The following is a 16,857-nucleotide window of genomic DNA, read 5'->3' as shown; positions in this document are numbered from 1 at the left end:
GGAGTCTTATTCGGCGATCGGCGCGCGTGCCGGACGGCGTTCGGCCAAGACGGGCGCACGTTCCAGACGCGGGCTGGCGCCGCGGATGAACAGAGCGGCGCAGGTGGCGACCAGGGCCCAGATAGAAACAATGACGGCCAACGTGCTCATCCCAATCTCCTGAAATGTCGAGGATCGCGACCCGTGCCTGCTTGGCCCGGAGGGGCCGATCAGGGAGTCGATGATGGCAGTATGGGACGCCGGCGCCAAATTCGATTGGGCGAAATGAAGCGAAATTCCCGGCCAATCCAAGTAATGGGACCGGCCGGCCGCCCCGTAGTGGGCTTATTGTAAGGGTCAGTACCTGACAGGCGGCATGACGCCGTATTGAAGCAACGCATCGTCGAACTGGCGTGCGGCGGTGGACATCGGTTCCTTCTGCCAGAGCCCGTCGCCGGCCTTGAGCGCGGAGGCGATCGCATCCGCCTGGTGTGGCGTCAGCGAGTTGAGCCAGTTCACCATGTCTTTTTGCGACGCGTTTCCATATTTGAAGTACTGGGTGATGAACGGGCCGGCGCTCGGCGGCGAGCCGTCGAACGAGGTGGCGTGTTTGGCCAATTGCTCGGCGACGTCGGGGTGCACGCCCATCGAGATCAGTGCCTGTTTGTCGTCGCCGTCGTGCGTATGTGAGTTCTCGTAGGCATTGGCCGTCGTGACGAGCAGCGCGGCAACGGCGACCGTCGGTCCGCCGATGAGATCCCATGCCTCGCCGCTCAGTCCAAGCACCGTGGCGCCTTCGGGCAATTCGGCCGCGTCGATGCCCGAGCCCGTCAACAACGTCGCGTAGCCCGCCGAATTCAGCAGTTCGCCCACGCCCTGGATCGGCTTGCCTTTGCTGAAGTCGTCGACGGCTTCGGTGATGCCGAGAATGGCCGAGGCCAAGTCCGACGTGTCTTGCAGCATCAGTTTCGTCGAGATCTTCAAGCTGGAGCGCGCGCCGGCCGGGATATCGAGACTGTCGATGCTGTTCGATAGGCTCGAATAGGCCTTGGCGAGCGGGGTCTCGCCCGAGTCGGGCCGCAGCGACGGAAGTTTGCCGGCGGGAATGCCCGCGGCGAGGGCGTACGAGACGCCGCCGAGTTCTTGCCGGATCGCGGAGGCGCCGTTTTGCAACGCCGAGAACAATCCGCCCGATGATGCTTCGCCGAGCGAATAGGCCGCGTTCTGGAAGTAAAGCTCGGCGCCCAACGACTTGTTCGCCCGCTTCCAAACCGACAGCGCCATCTTGGCGCCGCTCGGCGAGAGGACGCTATCGGCCCCGTCCGCGGCCAGCGAGCCGATCAAATGCTTGCCGATCTGCTCGTAGACCTTGCGCATCGAACGCTGGAGCCACAACGTATTGGTGGGTTCCTGTTTGGCATCGGGGCTGACGATGCCGAGACCGTCCGCCGAATGCAGCGCCGCGACGACGCTCGGCGAATCCGACACCGACCACATGTATTGACCGCTTTGCATCGACTTCGGTATATCCGTATCGAATCCTTGCACGCCTTTGAGCTCGGCGCCATAGGCGGTCACGGCCGCTTGCACGCCGTCGGCCGTTTCCTGCAGGGCGGGGATGCCGGCCGAATCGTCTTCGAACTGTTTGGCCGCCTTCGGATTGGCCGCAAACAATTTTGCGATCAGCACGCTTTGTTCGGCCGGCGTGCCCGCCGCGCCCCAGTTGGCGAGCGGCTCGCTGGCGAATGCGCCCTCGCTCGACAGTTTGTCCTTGAGCGATTTCACGTTCGCTGCGAATCCGTCGAGTCCCTGGCGGGCGCCGTCGATGACGCAGCTTGCGTAGAAATCGTTGCGATAAAGACGGGCCTGCGCACCCACGGCGAACGCGAGCGCAACGTTGCCCTGCCGGCCCGCATCGGCAAAAGCGTCGCGCGTGAGCTGCACGTTTTGGAACACGTCCATGCCTGAATCCGGCGGGACGCCATCGGCTTGCGCGACGATGTAAGTCGCGATCCGATCGACGGCCGCCTTGCCGGTGCCGTTCGTTCCCTGATCGCTCTCGATGGCATGCTGGCATGCGGCCGATAACGACATCAACACGGCCGCCGGCCGATTCGGGCCGCTGCCTTGCCATGACGCAGTATCGCGCAGCGCCTGTTGGACGACGTTTTGCACGCGCGCGTCGACCATGATCGCGCCGACCTGGCCGATCGTTGCCGTCTGCGGATCGGTGATGCTCGCGAGCGTTTGCATCGCCGCCGCGGCGCCGTGCTGTTTGTACGTATCGACGACGGCTTGCGCGGGACGGTCGATCAGCACCGTGTGCTTGGCGTCGTCGATTCCGCTCTGTACGGCGGCCGCGAAGCGCGGGTCGCCGCCCGCATACGTCAGATACACGCTGGCGCGCGCGGTTATGTCGCCGAGCGCTTGCGAGCCTTGATCTGCACCGGCCGTGGCGACGATCTGATCGTGAACGAGCCGGCGTACGCCGTTCCAGTCGCCGGCCGCGCCGGCGGCATCGATCTTGCCGAGTTGATCGGCTGTCCGGCCTTGCGCGCTTAGCGTTCTTTGCAGCATGCCGGCAGCGTCGGCGATGGCGCTTTGATAGGCCGGATCCTGCGGCGCCCGCGCGCGCAAAGTCGAGGCGAGTTGATCGACGTTCGGCACCGACTGCTGCGTCGATGCATAGAGCAGTTCCTGGTAGACGCTTGCCTTCAGTTCGGTCGATGCATTTGCCCGATCCTTCGCCGGTCCTTGTTCGATGGCTTGGAGCTGCGTACGTTGCTGCTCGAGATAGCCGAGACGCGTCGAATCGAGGACCATCACCGTTTGCCCCACGCTCAGGTGGTATACGTCGCCCGGTGCGTTCGCCGGGCGATCGCCGAACGGCTTTCGATCGAGCGACGGCGTGGCCGCGAGGTTGGCGTCGAGCAGCGCCGTATCGTCAGTCAGATTCGGTTGATCGAACACGTGCTGATCGCGTAGCACGTCGTATGCGCTGCCGCCCGCGCTCAAATTGAAGCGGCTGATGCCGAGTTCGTTCGCGCCCGGAGCGAACAAGCCGACGGCGGCGCGCGAGAGCGGATCGGTCGTGGCGGGATTGCCGCCCGTCGTCAGTGGCGGCAGCGCGCCGGGCACTTCGTAAAGCGGTTCGCCCGAGTGCCAGAAGGCGCCGTCCGCGCTGCCGGATGTCTTGCCGACAGTCAGATCGCCGTTCGTCTGCAGCGTCAACGCGGCGCCGGCGTGCCCGTTCGTCTTCGTGCTCCATACATCGTTCTTACCGGCGACGCACAGCGTGTCGGGATCGACCTTGTAGAGCACGAGGTTGCCGTCTTGCTGCATGTATGCGACGGTGGCGCCCGAGTTGGCGCTTTTGCTCGACCAAACGGCGACGTTCGTCTTCAAGTCGTATTCGACGAGATTGCCGTCGCGCTGCATCGTGAGTTCGAACCGGCCGTCGGCCGATCGAATCGATTGGCCGGCCGCCAGTTTTTGCCCTGCCTTCAGTTCGAACGAAGGCGGTTGAGGCGAGGCCGCGGGGGCGGGTTGTTGCGGTGGGGTGTTCGTCGTGTTGCCGGTGCCGTCGATTCTCAATTGCATGGTCGCTCATCGAAGAGATCGGGAGCGATTAGCGTCCCATCCGCAAATGACGACGGCATGTCAGGGCGGTTGAAGTGATTAGGATAACTTACGAACGATCGTAGCGTGGCGAACGATTATTTTTAAATCTACGAGACTTCGTATGCTTGACGCGGAATTTCAAGTGCGTTGCAAAGCGAATTCCATCAGCGTTTCGCAAAGCGTCTCGACGGCTTGCGGCGTGACCGCGTTGTACAGCGACGCACGCAAGCCGCGCAGCGAGCGGTGACCTTCGAGCCCGCTCATCCCGCGCGCCTGCGCGATATCGAGAAAGGCGCGATCGAGGCGTGCATCGCCGAATGTGAAGGCTACGTTCACGCGAGAGCGCCACGGCCGCTTCGCGTGAATCGCCACGGCATCGCCCATCTCGTCTAGCGCCGCATAGAGGCGTTCGGCTTTAGCTTCATTGATACGCCGCATTTGTTCCAGACCGCCGATCTCGTCGCGGAGCCATCGAGTGATCAATGCCAGAACGTAAATGGAGAATACGGGCGGCGTGTTGTATTTCGAGCCGTGCGCGACTTGCGTGCGGAAATCCAAGATGTGCGGCATGCCGCCGGGAATACGCATCAAAAGCGACCGATCGATTACCGCAACGGTTACCCCGGCCGCGCCGAGGTTTTTTTGAGCGTGCGCGTAGATCATGCCGAAGCGCTGTGCGGCGATAGGTTTGGACAAAAAATCGGACGACATGTCCGCGATGAGCGGTACCGTCGAATCGCGCTCCGGCGACGCGAATTGCAAACCTTCGATGGTTTCGTTCGAGACGTAATGCAGATACGCCGCACGCGGATCGACCGCGAGTTGTTCGAGCGCCGGCAATTCGCGAAAGCCGCTGCGTTGCCCGTCCCACACGATGCGATGCGCCCCGACACGGCCCGATTCAGCCGAGGCACGGGCGCTCCAATAGCCGGAGACCACATACTCGGGCGGCTCGAACGCAGGCGTCGCGAAGTTCATCGGCACCGTCGCGAACAGCAAGCTGCTGCCTCCTTGCAGAAAGGAGACCGCGTATTGGTCGGACAAACCGAGCAGGCTGCGAATATTGCGCTCGGCCTCTTCGAGGATCGAGACGAACCAATCGGAACGATGGCTCATGGCCAGCACGGAGACGCCCGTCTCGGGCAACGCGACGATGGCGTCGCGCGCTTGCGCCACGACGCTGGCTGGAAGCGCGCCGGGACTGGCGGAGAAATTCAAGGCGTTCGGCTGCTGCATGGGCGTTCGGTCGCGTCTGTCAGGCCCGGGCGATCGCGCGCGGTCATGCTGACGGTATGGAGATGCCGCTAGCGTATCAAAGCCCGTGAGAAGCCCACGCCGTGAGATGAAGGGGAAAGGCCGGCCAATTCCCTCAAAGGAACTGAGGCCAAGCCGATCGATCGTTCCAGCCCTCGAACTCGAGCCGCCTGGCGCGACGTGCGCATGCGCCGCTCACCGCTCGTTCATGGGTGGAAACGCCAATATGACGGCGAAGCCGCCTCCCGGCGGGAACGCGAAGCGGATGGCGCCGCCGTGCGCTTTCACGACTTCTTGCACGATGGCCAGGCCCAACCCGGACCCCGTGCGCCGCGCCGAGTCATCTTGCCCCAATCGTTCGAACGGCCGCAGCGCGGCTTCCCAATGCTCGGGCGGGATGCCGGGCCCGTTGTCTGTCACGGTTAGCGTGACCGGGGCGCCGGTGGCCGCGACCGATACGACGATCTCGTCCGCCTTGCCGTGCAGCAGCGCGTTATGCAGCACGTTCGACAACGCTTCTTGCAAGCCGATCGGATCGCCGGCGATCGTGGCCTCGCGCGTATCGGTATCGAATGCGACGGTCACGTCGCGCTCATCGGCAAGCGGGATCGCACGCCCTAGCACTTCCTTGGCGAGCGCAACGAGGTCCACGGGCTGGAGCGGAACGGCTTGCGTCCGGTGCGTCACCATGGCGTGATTGAGCAACTGCCCCGTGAGCCGGCCCACATCGGAACATGTCGTGCGCAGCGCATCCAAGCGCGTGGCCAGACGGGCGGGATCGTGCTCGTCGCCAAGGAGCTCGATCTGCGCGTCGAGCCGTGCGAGGGGCGTGCGCATTTGGTGCGCGGCGTCGGCGATAAAGCGCTGCATCGCCGTCATGCGCTCGGCAAGCCGCCCGATCAAGCCGTTGATCGCGCCGACGATCGCGTTGATCTCGCTAGGCGTATCGGCGGCCACGGGCCGCAGGTCGGCGGGATCGCGCGCGGCGATGATCGTCTCGATGCGTGCTAACGGACGCAGGCCGCGGCGGATCGCGAGACCGCTCGCGCCGATCGCGAGGATGCTCATCAGCAAGATGAGCGTCCATACCTTGAAGCTCATGTCGTTCGTTAGTTGCCGGCGTGCATGCGTGGTTTGCGCGACGGTGACGACCGCCCATCCGGGAACATGTTCCTCGGGCAAGTAACGCGCGAGCGATGCTGTGCGTACGGGTTGCCCCTGGTAGGCCGCGTCCGCGAACTGCGGGCCGTTGCGCGCGGCGACGTTGCTCGCGGGACTCGGTAGATCGGCGTAGCCCGCCACGACGATGCCGCGCGAATCGACGACCTTGTAATAAACGAGGTCGTAACGCGACAGCGTTGACAGCGCCGCCACCGGGAGGTTCAGGGCGAGCACGCCGCCTTGCACATACAAATCTTCGGCGACTTGGATCGTGGCGCCCGCCAACAGTTGATCGTACGCGCGTTGCGAAGCCACGCCCGCGTAATAGCGGGCGATGACGGCGAGCGCGACCGCGCCCGATACGACGATCAGCGCGATGAATAGCAGCGTGCGTCCGAATAAGGTTTTCGGAAACCAATCAAAGCGTGGCAATCTGGTACCCCATGCCGCGCGCGGTGCGGATCTCCACCGAACTGCCTTGCAGCTTTTTGCGGACACGCGTGACGTATTGTTCGACCGCATTCGTCGTCGGCTCGTTGCCCAAGCTGAAGAGCTGACTGAGCAACTCTTCCTTCGAGAAGATGCGTTGCGGCCGGCTGGCGAGGATTTCGAGCAGCGCGAATTCCTGCCGGGACAGTGAAAGCGGTTTGCCGTCGAGTTCGACGAGCCGGCTGCTGCGATCGATCGCGAGCGCGCCGACATGAAGGACGTTGCTCGCTTGGCCCGTGTTGCGGCGCAAAAGCGTTTGCACACGCGCTTCCAGCTCGCGGTAGTCGAACGGCTTGACTAGATAGTCGTCGGCGCCGAACCCCAGGCCGCTGACCCGATCGTCGATAGCGGAGCGGGCCGTCACGAGCAGCACCGGCGTCAGGGAGCCCGCCGAGCGCAGGTTGCGCAAGATCGTCAAACCGTCCATCGTCGGCAACATGACATCGAGCACGATCAGATCGAAGCGCTCGACGCGCAACAGCGTATTCGCCGTGGCGCCGTCCGCTTCGAGATCGACCGCATGCCCTAGACGCGTCAGGCGGGCGCGGATCGCCGCGCCGATCTGAGCATCGTCCTCTACGACCAAAATACGCATAATGCCGTTCCTGCTGATGTGTTCGCTCGTGCCGGCGATCGGCGCGATGGAATGCGCTGAGTTAGGGGTTTTCCCGGGGAGCCGATGTCAGCATTTTCTCAGACTCGGTCGATAACCTTGTCAAGCACGACGGCGCACGCGCCGCGTTGAAATTAGAGGAGACGATACGATGCACGACGAGGTGGGCGGCGCAGGCGGCTCGAACGCGCCTTCGCCTCGCCGCCGCGCGCTGGTGGCGGCCGGTCTCGGCGCTTTGTTAGCGCCGGCATTGGCGCTGGGCAACGCACGCGCGATACGCATCTCGAAGGGCTATGGCTTGCTGTATTTGCCGTTGCTCGTCATGGAGCGTCAGCGGCTCTTCGAGCGCCATGCGGCGCAACTGGGCATGCCTGGGCTGCGTGTCGAGTGGGTCCTGCTCGATGGAGGCAATTCGGTCGACGATGCCATGATGGCAGGCTCGCTCGATTTCGCGGCGGCCGGCGCGCCGGGCTTCATCGAATTGTGGGCGCGTTCGCGCGGCATCCCGAACGTCGAAGTCATCGGTATCAGCGGCCTGTCGAGCACCTCACTCTCGCTCAATACGAATCGGCCCGGCATCAAGACGCTCGGCGATTTCACGCCGGCCGACCGCATCGCGGTGCCAGGGATCCGGACCTCGCTCTCGGCCGTCGTGCTGCAAATGCTCGCGAGCCGATTGCTCGGTGCCCAGCACTTCGCCCGGCTCGACTCGATCACCGTCAACTTGCCCCATCCCCAGGCCATGCAAGCGCTGATTCGCCGCGAGGGCGGCATTACCGCGCATTTCGGCTCGCCGCCATTTTCTACGCTCGAATTGCGCGAGCAGGGGATCCATCGCGTGGCCGATTCGCTCGATGTACTGGGGCCGTTGACGCTCGACGTCGTATTCGCGCCCAAACGTATCGTCGATGCCGAGCCGGTGCTTGCGCGCGCGTTCATCGGAGCGCTCGACGAGGCCAACCGCATGATCGCCCAGGATCCCGCGGCAGCGGCGCAGGTCTACGTCGCCGCATCGAACCTTGGCTTGTCGCGCGACGCCGTGGTGCAAATGCTCGCCGCGCCGCAGACGCGCTTCTCGATCCACCCGGGCCAACTGATGGATTTTGTCGATTTTTTATATCGAGTCGGGACGATCAAGGCGAAGCCGCGTACATGGAATGAAATGTTCGTGGCGCAATTGGGCGACTTTCATGGGCCGTAGATGATAGGCAGCGCGGCTGGCCGAATCGGCATCGACATCGAATACGGATACCAAATACACTGAGGAGTACTAATGGACGAAAGCACTACGTTTGAAACGCAATCCGCGCAGGAACGCGCGGTCATGTCGAAGATCGCCCGGCGCTTGATGCCCGTCGTCGTCGTCATGTTCTTGATCGCGTTCATCGACCGGCAGAACGTCGGTTTTGCAAAGCTGCAGATGGTGCACAGCTTGCATATGACCGAAACGGCCTTCGGCCTTGCGTCTTCGCTGTTCTTTATCGGCTACTTGCTGTTCGAGGTGCCGAGCACGCTGGCGCTGCATCGGTTCGGCGCCCGTCTCTGGCTCGCCCGCATCATGCTGACGTGGGGGGCGATTACCGTGCTGATGGGCTTTACCACGTCGATGCAAGTGTTTTGCGGCCTGCGCTTCGCGCTCGGAGTGGCGGAGGCCGGGTTCTATCCCGGGGTGATCTATTACCTCACGCTTTGGTTTCCGCAAAGTTATCGCGCGCGCGTGCTCGGCATCTTTACGCTCGGCAGCGCGTTGGCGAACATGCTCGGCTCGCTCGTGGGCGGGTGGCTCTTGAGCTTGAACGGCGTCTGGGGGCTCGCGGGGTGGCAATGGGTCTTCATCGCGACGGGGCTACCCGCCGTGCTGGTCGCGGTGACGGTATTCAAGGTCTTGCCCGCGTCCTATCGTGAAGCGCGCTTTTTGAACGAGAAGGAAAAGCAACTCGTCGCCGCGGCGCTCGAACGCGAGAAGCCGGCGCACGCGGAACATGCGCATCCCTGGAAGGCGCTGCTCGATCCGCGCGTGATGCTGTTCGCCGCGACTTATATGTTGATGTCCACGTCACTGTACGGCGTGACCTATTGGCTTCCCACGCTGGTCAAATCGTTCGGCGTATCGAGCACGACGAACGGGTGGCTGAGCATGCTGCCCTGGGGGTTGTCGGTACTGTTGCTCGTGTACCTGCCCGCGAAGTTGCGCCGCGCGAAAAGCATCCTGCGGGCGATTGCCATCGTCGCGGCTTGCGGTGTCGCCGGATTCCTGTTGAGCCTCGTGTTGCCGTCCACGCCGCTTCGATTCGCCGCGCTCGTCCTCGGCGGCGCGTGTATTCCTCTGCTTTACCCGTGCTTTTGGTCCATGCCCCCGCGCTACTTTACGGGCGCGCGCGCCGCGGCGAGCATCGCGGCCATCAATTCGATCGGAAACTTGGGGGGCTTCTTCGGCCAAAACCTGATGCCGTTGGCGGGCAAGCTGACCGCGTCGCCGTTCGGTCCGATGATCGTGCCGATCGTCTGTCTCGCGATACTCGGCCTGGGCGCGGCCCTGGCTTGGATGCGTTCCGAGCGCATCGCCGCACCTGTGACCGCCTGATATGTGAAAAGACTTAATTGACTAGAAAAAATATATTGGACGTCTTAACGATTATCTCTCAGTATTCCGGCAATCAATATGCATCCCGTGCGCGCAAGCGCCGAATTCAGGCCAGCGCAGGGATGCCGCCATTGCCCGCGGACGTCGATCGAGCGGGGCTTGGTGCGATTCGAAACATCGACGACCGCGATACCTGAGGATGCAGATGCCCAACTACCGCTCACGCACATCGACGCACGGCCGCAACATGGCCGGCGCCCGCGCCTTGTGGCGCGCCACGGGGATGAAAGACGACGATTTCGGCAAGCCGATCATCGCCGTGGTCAACTCGTTCACGCAGTTCGTGCCGGGACACGTTCACTTGCGCGATCTGGGTGCCTTGGTGGCGAAGGAAATCGAGGCGGCGGGCGGCGTCGCCAAGGAATTCAATACGATCGCCGTCGATGACGGCATCGCCATGGGCCATGGCGGCATGCTCTATTCGTTGCCGTCGCGTGAATTGATCGCCGATTCGGTCGAATACATGGTCAACGCGCATTGTGCCGATGCGATGGTTTGCATCTCCAATTGCGACAAGATCACGCCGGGGATGCTGATGGCGGCGATGCGCTTGAACATCCCCGTGGTATTCGTCTCGGGCGGCCCGATGGAAGCGGGCAAGGTCAAATCGCCGAGCGACGGCCAGGTGATCGCGAAGATCGACTTGATCGACGCCATGATCAAGGCGGCCGACCCGAAGGTCAGCGACGCCGAAGTGGCCGAGGTCGAGCGCAGTGCCTGCCCGACCTGCGGTTCGTGCTCGGGCATGTTTACCGCCAATTCGATGAACTGCCTGACCGAGGCGATTGGTCTCGCACTGCCCGGCAACGGCACGATCGTCGCGACGCACGCTTGGCGCAAGGGCTTGTTCGAACAGGCCGGCCGGCTGATCGTCGATTTGTGCCGCCGGTATTATCAGGAAGAAGACGCCTCGGTGTTGCCGCGTAATATCGCGACGAAGCGCGCATTCGAAAACGCGATGGCGCTCGACGTCGCCATGGGCGGCTCGACGAATACCGTGCTGCACTTGCTGGCTGCCGCGCAAGAAGCCGGCGCCGATTTTACGATGGCCGACATCGATCGGATTTCGCGTAAGGTCCCGTGCCTATGCAAAGTCGCGCCCGCGACCGACAAATTCCATATCGAGGACGTGCACCGCGCCGGCGGCATCATGGGCATTCTGGGCGAGTTGGCGCGGGCCGATTTGCTCGATTTGTCTTGCCGCAACGTGCATAGCGGCACGCTCGGCGATGCGCTTGCGAAGTGGGACGTCAAGGGCGGCGCGGGAGAGGATGCACACAAGTTCTACCGCGCCGCGCCGGGTGGCGTCCCCACCACCGTCGCGTTCAGCCAAGAGGCCACGTACGTCGCGCTCGACACCGATCGCGAGAAGGGCTGTATTCGCGACAAGGCGCATGCTTATTCGAAGGACGGCGGCCTGGCCGTGCTTTACGGCAACCTGGCCGAGAAGGGGTGTATCGTCAAGACGGCGGGCGTCGATGAATCGCAGTGGGTGTTTTCGGGGCGCGCACGCGTGTTCGAGAGCCAAGACGCGGCGGTCGATGCGATCCTGGGCGATCAAATCGTGGCCGGCGACGTCGTCGTGATTCGTTATGAAGGGCCGAAGGGCGGTCCGGGTATGCAGGAAATGCTGTACCCCACGTCCTACTTGAAGTCGAAAGGGTTGGGTAAGACCTGCGCGCTCTTCACCGACGGCCGCTTCTCGGGCGGCTCGTCGGGACTCGTGATCGGGCATGCCTCGCCGGAAGCGGCGGAAGGCGGCACGATCGGGCTCGTGGAAGAAGGCGACCGAATCGAGATCGACATTCCGCAGCGCAAGATGCACCTGGTGGTGAGCGACGAAGAACTGGCGCGCCGCCGGGCGGCGATGGAAGCGCGCGGTGACCAAGCGTGGCAACCGGCGAATCGCGAACGCGTGGTGTCGCAGGCGTTGCAGGCGTATGCCGCGTTGGCGACGTCGGCCGATCGCGGAGCGGTGCGCGATATTTCACAACTCAGGCGTAAATAAGAAGGGAAGCGCCCCCGCCTCGTCGATGACTGGTGGGGGTTGGCGCACCGTCTTAGCCCCGAGCGAACAGGAATCGACTCACGAAATGAGTCGAATAAGACAGCTAATCGCCTCAACGCTCATACAACCGCCTGACGAGGGCCATTGCGCGAGCGATTTATGACGATGATGCGCTACGCGCCGATCGCGGCCCCGGACAACGCCCTTCGCAAGTTTCAGGCTTTGATTCCCGCCGGCTTCGCGGGCGCGGCGGCGGCGGGTGGCGCGCCGCGCTGAGCGGGCACTACGACGACAACCGGCTCGGGCATCGTCCACATCGGTGCGGCGAACACGACCGTCTGCTGAGCGGGCACCGAAAACATGCTCGCGAACGCCGCTTGTTGCAATGCGAGCATGCGCTGCTGCATAGCCGCCATTTGCGCTTGCGCCGCCTGCATCTGATATTGCATGGCGCGCATTTGCTGCAATGCGAGAGCCGGCGGCATACCACCGGTACTCGTCTGCATTTCGAAGCTTGCGCCGCCTTGCGGGCTATGCCAACTCCATGTATTGACCTTCATCGGGCCGGCGGCGGTTTGGATGACGCGCGTTTCGGCTTTGACCGGAACGGCTTGGCCGTCGACGTTGACGAAAATCGGCTGCGCGGCGGCTCGAGTGCCGGCTTCGGCGGCCAGCGCGAGTGCCGGGATCAACGCCAGCGCGCCCGCCGCCATATACGAACGAAGTCTCATATTCGACTCTCCATCGATCGATAGGGCTCAAACAACCAATTAGGGGAGGGAATGCGGCTCCCGTAGGGGAGCAATGCCGAACTATGGGATCGTCGGCTTAAAACAAGATTAAAGCGCCGGGGGGATGCCGGGCAATCGCGTCGAGTCGCTTTGAATCGCGTGCAGTTCCGGTATGCTGCTGCGTCGGTTCGAGTAAAAATAAAAGGTCCCCGCATGACGCATTCCATCCAAGGCAGAAAGCGCTGGCTGGCGCTAATCGTCCTGTGTCTCGGCGTATTGATGATCGTTCTCGATACGACGATCGTGAACGTCGCGTTGCCGTCGATCGCGGCCGACCTCGGTTTCAGCGAAACGTCGCTCGTGTGGGTGGTCAATGCCTATATGCTGACATTCGGAGGCTGTTTGCTGCTGGGCGGGCGCCTGGGCGATCTTTACGGTCATCGCAAGCTGTTCCTGGGCGGTATCACGCTGTTCACGCTGGCTTCGCTCGCATGCGGGTCGGCGCACTCGCAGATCCTGCTGGTCTGCGCGCGCGCCGTGCAGGGGTTGGGCGGCGCCGTCGTCTCGGCCGTTTCCTTGTCGTTGATCATGAACTTATTTACCGAGACCGGCGAGCGCGCCAAGGCGATGGGCGTATACGGGTTTGTCTGTTCGGCGGGAGGCAGCATCGGGGTGTTGCTCGGCGGCCTGTTGACGAACCTCTTGAGCTGGCACTGGATTTTCCTAGTCAATTTGCCGATCGGCGTTGCCGTGTACTTATTGTGCGTCGCCCTTTTGCCGTCGGCGCCGGGCCACGCGCACGGCGAGCGGCTCGATGTGGCCGGCGCCATAACGGTCACTGCTTCGCTGATGTTGGCGGTGTATGCCGTCGTCAACGGCAACGAAGCGGGGTGGCTATCGGTGCAGACGCTCGGTTTGCTGTTCGTTGCAATGGTGCTGTTGGCCGCGTTTCTCGCCATCGAGACGCGCGCGCGGCATCCGTTGATGCCGCTCGGTCTGTTTCGGATGCGCAATATCGCCACGGCGAATATGGTCGGGGTACTGTGGGCGGCGGCGATGTTCGCATGGTTCTTTATCTCGGCGCTGTATCTTCAGCGCGTGCTCGGCTATCGGCCTTTGCAAGTGGGCCTCGCGTTCTTGCCGGCCAACCTCATCATGGGTGTTTTTTCCTTGGGGCTGTCGGCGCGCGTGGTGATGCGCTTCGGCTTGCGTGCGCCGCTTGCCGTCGGCTTGCTCGCAGCGGCATGCGGCCTCGCGCTGTTCGCTCGCGCGCCGGTGGACGGCCATTTCCTATCGGACGTGCTGCCGGGCATGGTGTTGCTCGGCATCGGCGCGGGTATCGCCTTCAATCCGTTGTTGCTTGCGGCGATGAGCGATGTCGATGCTAGCGATTCGGGCCTCGCCTCGGGCATCGTCAATACGTCCTTCATGATGGGCGGCGCGCTCGGTCTGGCGGTGCTTGCGAGTCTCGCTGCGGCGCGAACCAGCGCCTTGCAGGCGTCCGAAAGCACTGCCGCAGCGCTCAACGGCGGCTATCATCTGGCTTTCTTATTCGGTGCGATTTTTGCCGCCGCGGCCGGCGTGCTGGGCGGCTTGTTGCTCTGGCGCGGGCAGGGCGGCCACGGTGCGCAGACGGGGGCGACTGTCGCCAGCGGCCGCGAGAAATCGACGCTTTAATCGCTCGTTAGTCGCGATGCGGGCCGGTATCGCGCACGGCCCGAATGACGAGATTCAACATGCCAGGATCCCGCCGTCCACGGCGAAATTTGCCCCTGTGATCCAACCGGACTCGTCGGAGGCGAGAAAGAGCGCAGACCATGCGACGTCCTCCGGCGTTCCGAAGCGCTGAAGTGGAATGCGTGCCAACATGCGCTCGCGCGCGGTCTTGTCGTCGGCAAATGCGCTTTGCGTGGCCGGCGTCATTACCAACCCGGGGGAAATCGTATTGACGCGAATCGTCGGGGCGCCTTCCACGGCGAGTTGCCGCGTCATCGCTTGCTGAGCCGGAAGAGGTGGGCCGATCGATTCAGTCGAAGATCGGTTGGATTCTGCCCCCGCCTTGCGTGAGGGCATCGGCCAACGCGACGAGGCGGGCGTCACCTCGTCGCGGGCAAGCGATAGATCGCGCCGCCGACTACAGTTGGGTTCGCTTAGAAGGCGGACCAGGGCGTCCAGCTCGCGTCAGGGTTCGGCGTCGTTTTCCAGCAACTCACGGTGTTTCCGTTGCGGTCGGTTGCAAACAATTGCATCCGTTTATCGGACAAGTAACCGACCGCGATGCTCGACGCTCCTCCGTTGGGCGTCTGGAAGGGCTGCCATGCGGTCCAGCCCGAATCGGGGTTGGTCGTTTCCTTCCACCTACTTGTAAGCTGACCGTTGTTATCCACGGCAAAGACCTGAATCCTGCCGTCCTCAAGGTCGCCGGCGCTGATGAATACTCGGGACATGGTCATCTCCTATATCGCAAGTCTCACGACTCGTGTGGGTACTTCGATTTAGTTATGTCGCTCCCTCCCTATTCATATTGTTAGACTACGGGAAACAGCAGGGATACCTGTCTACCTAGATAGGTAATCTTCACCTGGACACGGCTCTTGCTCGGCGCATGTCGCGGTCGAGCGAGCTTCGAATGGAGTGCCTGATTTTGGATAACCGATTGCAGGAACAACGCCGCATCGATCTCGCGCGGTTGATCGACCGGTTGCGTGATATGGATGTCGAGCGGCGCAAGCTCATCGCGATCGCGGGTGCGCCGGGCGCCGGCAAGAGTACGTTCGTCGAGACGCTCCGCGATGGCCTCAATCGCGATCGGCCAAGCTTCGCGTGCGTGCTGCCGATGGACGGCTACCATTTTGACGATCGAGTATTGGAGGCACGCGGCGATCGTGCGCGCAAGGGGGCGCCGCACACCTTCGATGTCGGCGGCCTCGAGGCCATGCTCGAGCGGCTGAGCGCCGACAACGGCAAGGATATCGCCGCCCCTGTTTTCGACCGCTCGCTCGAGATCGCGCGCGCGGGTGCGCAGATTATCCCCGGAACGGCGAGGATCATTCTGGTCGAGGGTAACTATCTGTTGCTCGACGATCCCGTATGGGCGCCGTTGAGGCGGTACTTCGACGTGACCGTCATGCTCGACGTGCCGCGCGAAGTGCTGATCGAGCGTCTTGTCGCGCGCTGGCGCGGCTATGGAATGGACGAAGCGGCCGTGCGCGCGAAGCTGGACGAGAACGATCTGCTCAATGCGGATCTCGTGCTGTCGCGAAGCGTGGCCGCCCAGTACGTCGTGTCGAATTGCTGATCTGGGGCGGGGGAAGCGTGCCTATGCGATGTCCGGCAGTCGCTTAGTCATGGGGATGTAGGCCAATTCCAGCCCGCGCGGCGAGCGGTAAGTCGAGATCGAATCGCCTTTCCAGCCGTGTTCGCGGTAGAACGGTGCTGCGTTCGGCGTGGCATCCAAGCGCAACGCGACGAGGCCGTTTTCGCTTGCCAACGCTTCGAGGTATTTCAGCATCTCGCGACCGATGCCGCGGCCCATATGGGACGGCCGCACGCGTTTCGCTTTTCGTATGGTCAACATCTCACGCTCTCTGGATTGAACGGCGCAGCTAGGCCGGATCAGTGCGAATCGCGCGCAAGGAAGGCTCGATCTCGTCTTTGCCCAGACCGTACTTCCCCATGCGGGCGATATGATCCGGCGAGCCGAGGTACGCGCGCAGTTGTTTGTTGACCGCATCGAGCAGGCCGCGATTGTCTTTGCCGAACGAAAAAGCGCCGAGCGGAGTGCTTGGTGCAGCGCCCATTGCCGGCCGGCAGGCAACGGCTTCGAATTGCTCGAGGCCGATGCGGTCCGAGACGATGCGATTGCCGAGCGCGGTGCTCGCGTATGCGTCGATCGCTCCGGAGCGCAAGGCATCGATCGCCTCCCGTTGTTCGGTGAAGACAAGCAGTTGATCGTCGCGTACGCCTGCCGCCTTGGCGGAATCATGCTGCACCTGACCAGCGATGATGCCAAGGCGGGCATCGTCGCGCGCAGCCACGGCGGCGTAGCTATCCAGCGCTTTAGGATTTCCCGCTCGAACGAGCAGTCCATCTCCGATGCCCCAAACGGGAAGACTGAATGCCACCTCTTTCGATCGTTCGGCGGTGACGAAGAGCGGAACATTCATGTCCCAACGCCCTTCGCGAACACCGGGAAGCAGTTCGCTGAACGTCGTTAGCCGGTATTGGATTCGAGTCACGCCGATCGCTTCGAGGACGGCCTCCGCCAATTCAATGTCGGCCCCGATCGCCATCTGGCGCTCGCTGGTCCAGCCGAACGGCGGTTCTTCGATGTACGCCAAGGTCACATTCATTGGGT

The 16,857-nt window shown here is 63.0% G+C and carries 15 protein-coding genes; 5 read left to right on the top strand and 10 right to left on the bottom strand.

Going from position 1 to position 16,857, the window contains the following annotated elements; all coding sequences use genetic code 11:
* Positions 1-6: 6 nt before the first annotated feature.
* The 5 genes from DXT59_RS30390 to DXT59_RS00755 form a co-directional block, all read right to left on the bottom strand.
* Positions 7-150, bottom strand: coding sequence for a hypothetical protein (locus DXT59_RS30390; RefSeq protein ID WP_162877884.1), 144 nt, complete (start codon positions 148-150; stop codon positions 7-9).
* Positions 151-336: 186 nt separating this feature from the next.
* On the bottom strand, positions 337-3,579 hold the full coding sequence (locus DXT59_RS00770) for a hypothetical protein (RefSeq protein WP_116134933.1): 3,243 nt from the start codon (positions 3,577-3,579) through the stop codon (positions 337-339).
* A gap of 159 nt (positions 3,580-3,738) precedes the next feature.
* On the bottom strand, positions 3,739-4,836 hold the full coding sequence (gene serC / locus DXT59_RS00765) for a 3-phosphoserine/phosphohydroxythreonine transaminase (protein WP_116134931.1): 1,098 nt from the start codon (positions 4,834-4,836) through the stop codon (positions 3,739-3,741).
* Positions 4,837-5,049: 213 nt separating this feature from the next.
* The gene (locus DXT59_RS00760) at positions 5,050-6,447 is read right to left on the bottom strand and encodes a sensor histidine kinase (RefSeq protein WP_116134929.1); all 1,398 of its coding nucleotides are present in this window, start codon (positions 6,445-6,447) and stop codon (positions 5,050-5,052) included.
* A complete protein-coding gene (locus tag DXT59_RS00755; protein WP_116134927.1) occupies positions 6,434-7,099 on the bottom strand; it encodes a response regulator transcription factor in 666 nt (221 codons plus the stop codon). Before DXT59_RS00755 ends, DXT59_RS00760 begins: the two co-directional genes overlap by 14 nt.
* Positions 7,100-7,268: 169 nt before the next feature.
* Between DXT59_RS00755 and DXT59_RS00750 the strand changes: the two genes are divergently transcribed.
* The 3 genes from DXT59_RS00750 to ilvD all read left to right on the top strand — a co-directional run bounded on the left by DXT59_RS00750 (position 7,269) and on the right by ilvD (position 11,769).
* On the top strand, positions 7,269-8,318 hold the full coding sequence (locus DXT59_RS00750) for an ABC transporter substrate-binding protein (RefSeq protein WP_116134925.1): 1,050 nt from the start codon (positions 7,269-7,271) through the stop codon (positions 8,316-8,318).
* 72 nt (positions 8,319-8,390) lie between these two features.
* Positions 8,391-9,701 carry an MFS transporter gene (locus tag DXT59_RS00745; RefSeq protein ID WP_116134923.1) on the top strand — a complete coding sequence of 437 codons (1,311 nt, stop codon included), beginning with the start codon at positions 8,391-8,393 and terminating at the stop codon, positions 9,699-9,701.
* Positions 9,702-9,906: 205 nt separating this feature from the next.
* The gene (ilvD, locus tag DXT59_RS00740; RefSeq protein WP_116134978.1) at positions 9,907-11,769 is read left to right on the top strand and encodes a dihydroxy-acid dehydratase; all 1,863 of its coding nucleotides are present in this window, start codon (positions 9,907-9,909) and stop codon (positions 11,767-11,769) included.
* 215 nt (positions 11,770-11,984) lie between these two features.
* Here the strand turns inward: ilvD and DXT59_RS00735 are convergent, their stop codons facing one another.
* The gene (locus DXT59_RS00735; protein ID WP_116134921.1) at positions 11,985-12,500 is read right to left on the bottom strand and encodes a hypothetical protein; all 516 of its coding nucleotides are present in this window, start codon (positions 12,498-12,500) and stop codon (positions 11,985-11,987) included.
* A 213-nt stretch (positions 12,501-12,713) separates the two neighbouring features.
* Between DXT59_RS00735 and DXT59_RS00730 the strand changes: the two genes are divergently transcribed.
* Complete coding sequence (locus tag DXT59_RS00730; RefSeq protein ID WP_116134919.1) at positions 12,714-14,177, top strand: DHA2 family efflux MFS transporter permease subunit; 1,464 nt, start codon at positions 12,714-12,716, stop codon at positions 14,175-14,177.
* Positions 14,178-14,231: 54 nt separating this feature from the next.
* Here the strand turns inward: DXT59_RS00730 and DXT59_RS00725 are convergent, their stop codons facing one another.
* Both DXT59_RS00725 and DXT59_RS00720 read right to left on the bottom strand, forming a co-directional pair.
* Complete coding sequence (locus DXT59_RS00725; protein ID WP_240324350.1) at positions 14,232-14,492, bottom strand: SDR family NAD(P)-dependent oxidoreductase; 261 nt, start codon at positions 14,490-14,492, stop codon at positions 14,232-14,234.
* Positions 14,493-14,650: 158 nt separating this feature from the next.
* Positions 14,651-14,947: a DUF8189 domain-containing protein gene (locus DXT59_RS00720; RefSeq protein WP_162877883.1), complete on the bottom strand. Its 297-nt coding sequence runs from the start codon at positions 14,945-14,947 to the stop codon at positions 14,651-14,653.
* Positions 14,948-15,129: 182 nt separating this feature from the next.
* On the opposite strand from DXT59_RS00720, the gene DXT59_RS00715 reads away from it, so the two are divergent.
* Positions 15,130-15,798 (top strand): nucleoside/nucleotide kinase family protein, encoded by a 669-nt coding sequence (locus DXT59_RS00715; RefSeq protein WP_240324349.1) that lies wholly within the window; start codon positions 15,130-15,132, stop codon positions 15,796-15,798.
* A gap of 21 nt (positions 15,799-15,819) precedes the next feature.
* Here DXT59_RS00715 and DXT59_RS30915 read toward each other — a convergent pair whose 3' ends face one another.
* Positions 15,820-16,077, bottom strand: coding sequence for a GNAT family N-acetyltransferase (locus DXT59_RS30915; RefSeq protein ID WP_205417355.1), 258 nt, complete (start codon positions 16,075-16,077; stop codon positions 15,820-15,822).
* Between the two features lie 28 nt (positions 16,078-16,105).
* Positions 16,106-16,852 (bottom strand): transporter substrate-binding domain-containing protein, encoded by a 747-nt coding sequence (locus DXT59_RS00705; RefSeq protein ID WP_116134912.1) that lies wholly within the window; start codon positions 16,850-16,852, stop codon positions 16,106-16,108.
* Positions 16,853-16,857 lie beyond the last annotated feature (5 nt).

The sequence above is a fragment of the Trinickia diaoshuihuensis genome (assembly GCF_003390925.1).
Taxonomy (GTDB): Bacteria; Pseudomonadota; Gammaproteobacteria; order Burkholderiales; family Burkholderiaceae; genus Trinickia; species Trinickia diaoshuihuensis.
This window is presented reverse-complemented; position numbering and strand designations above follow the sequence as displayed.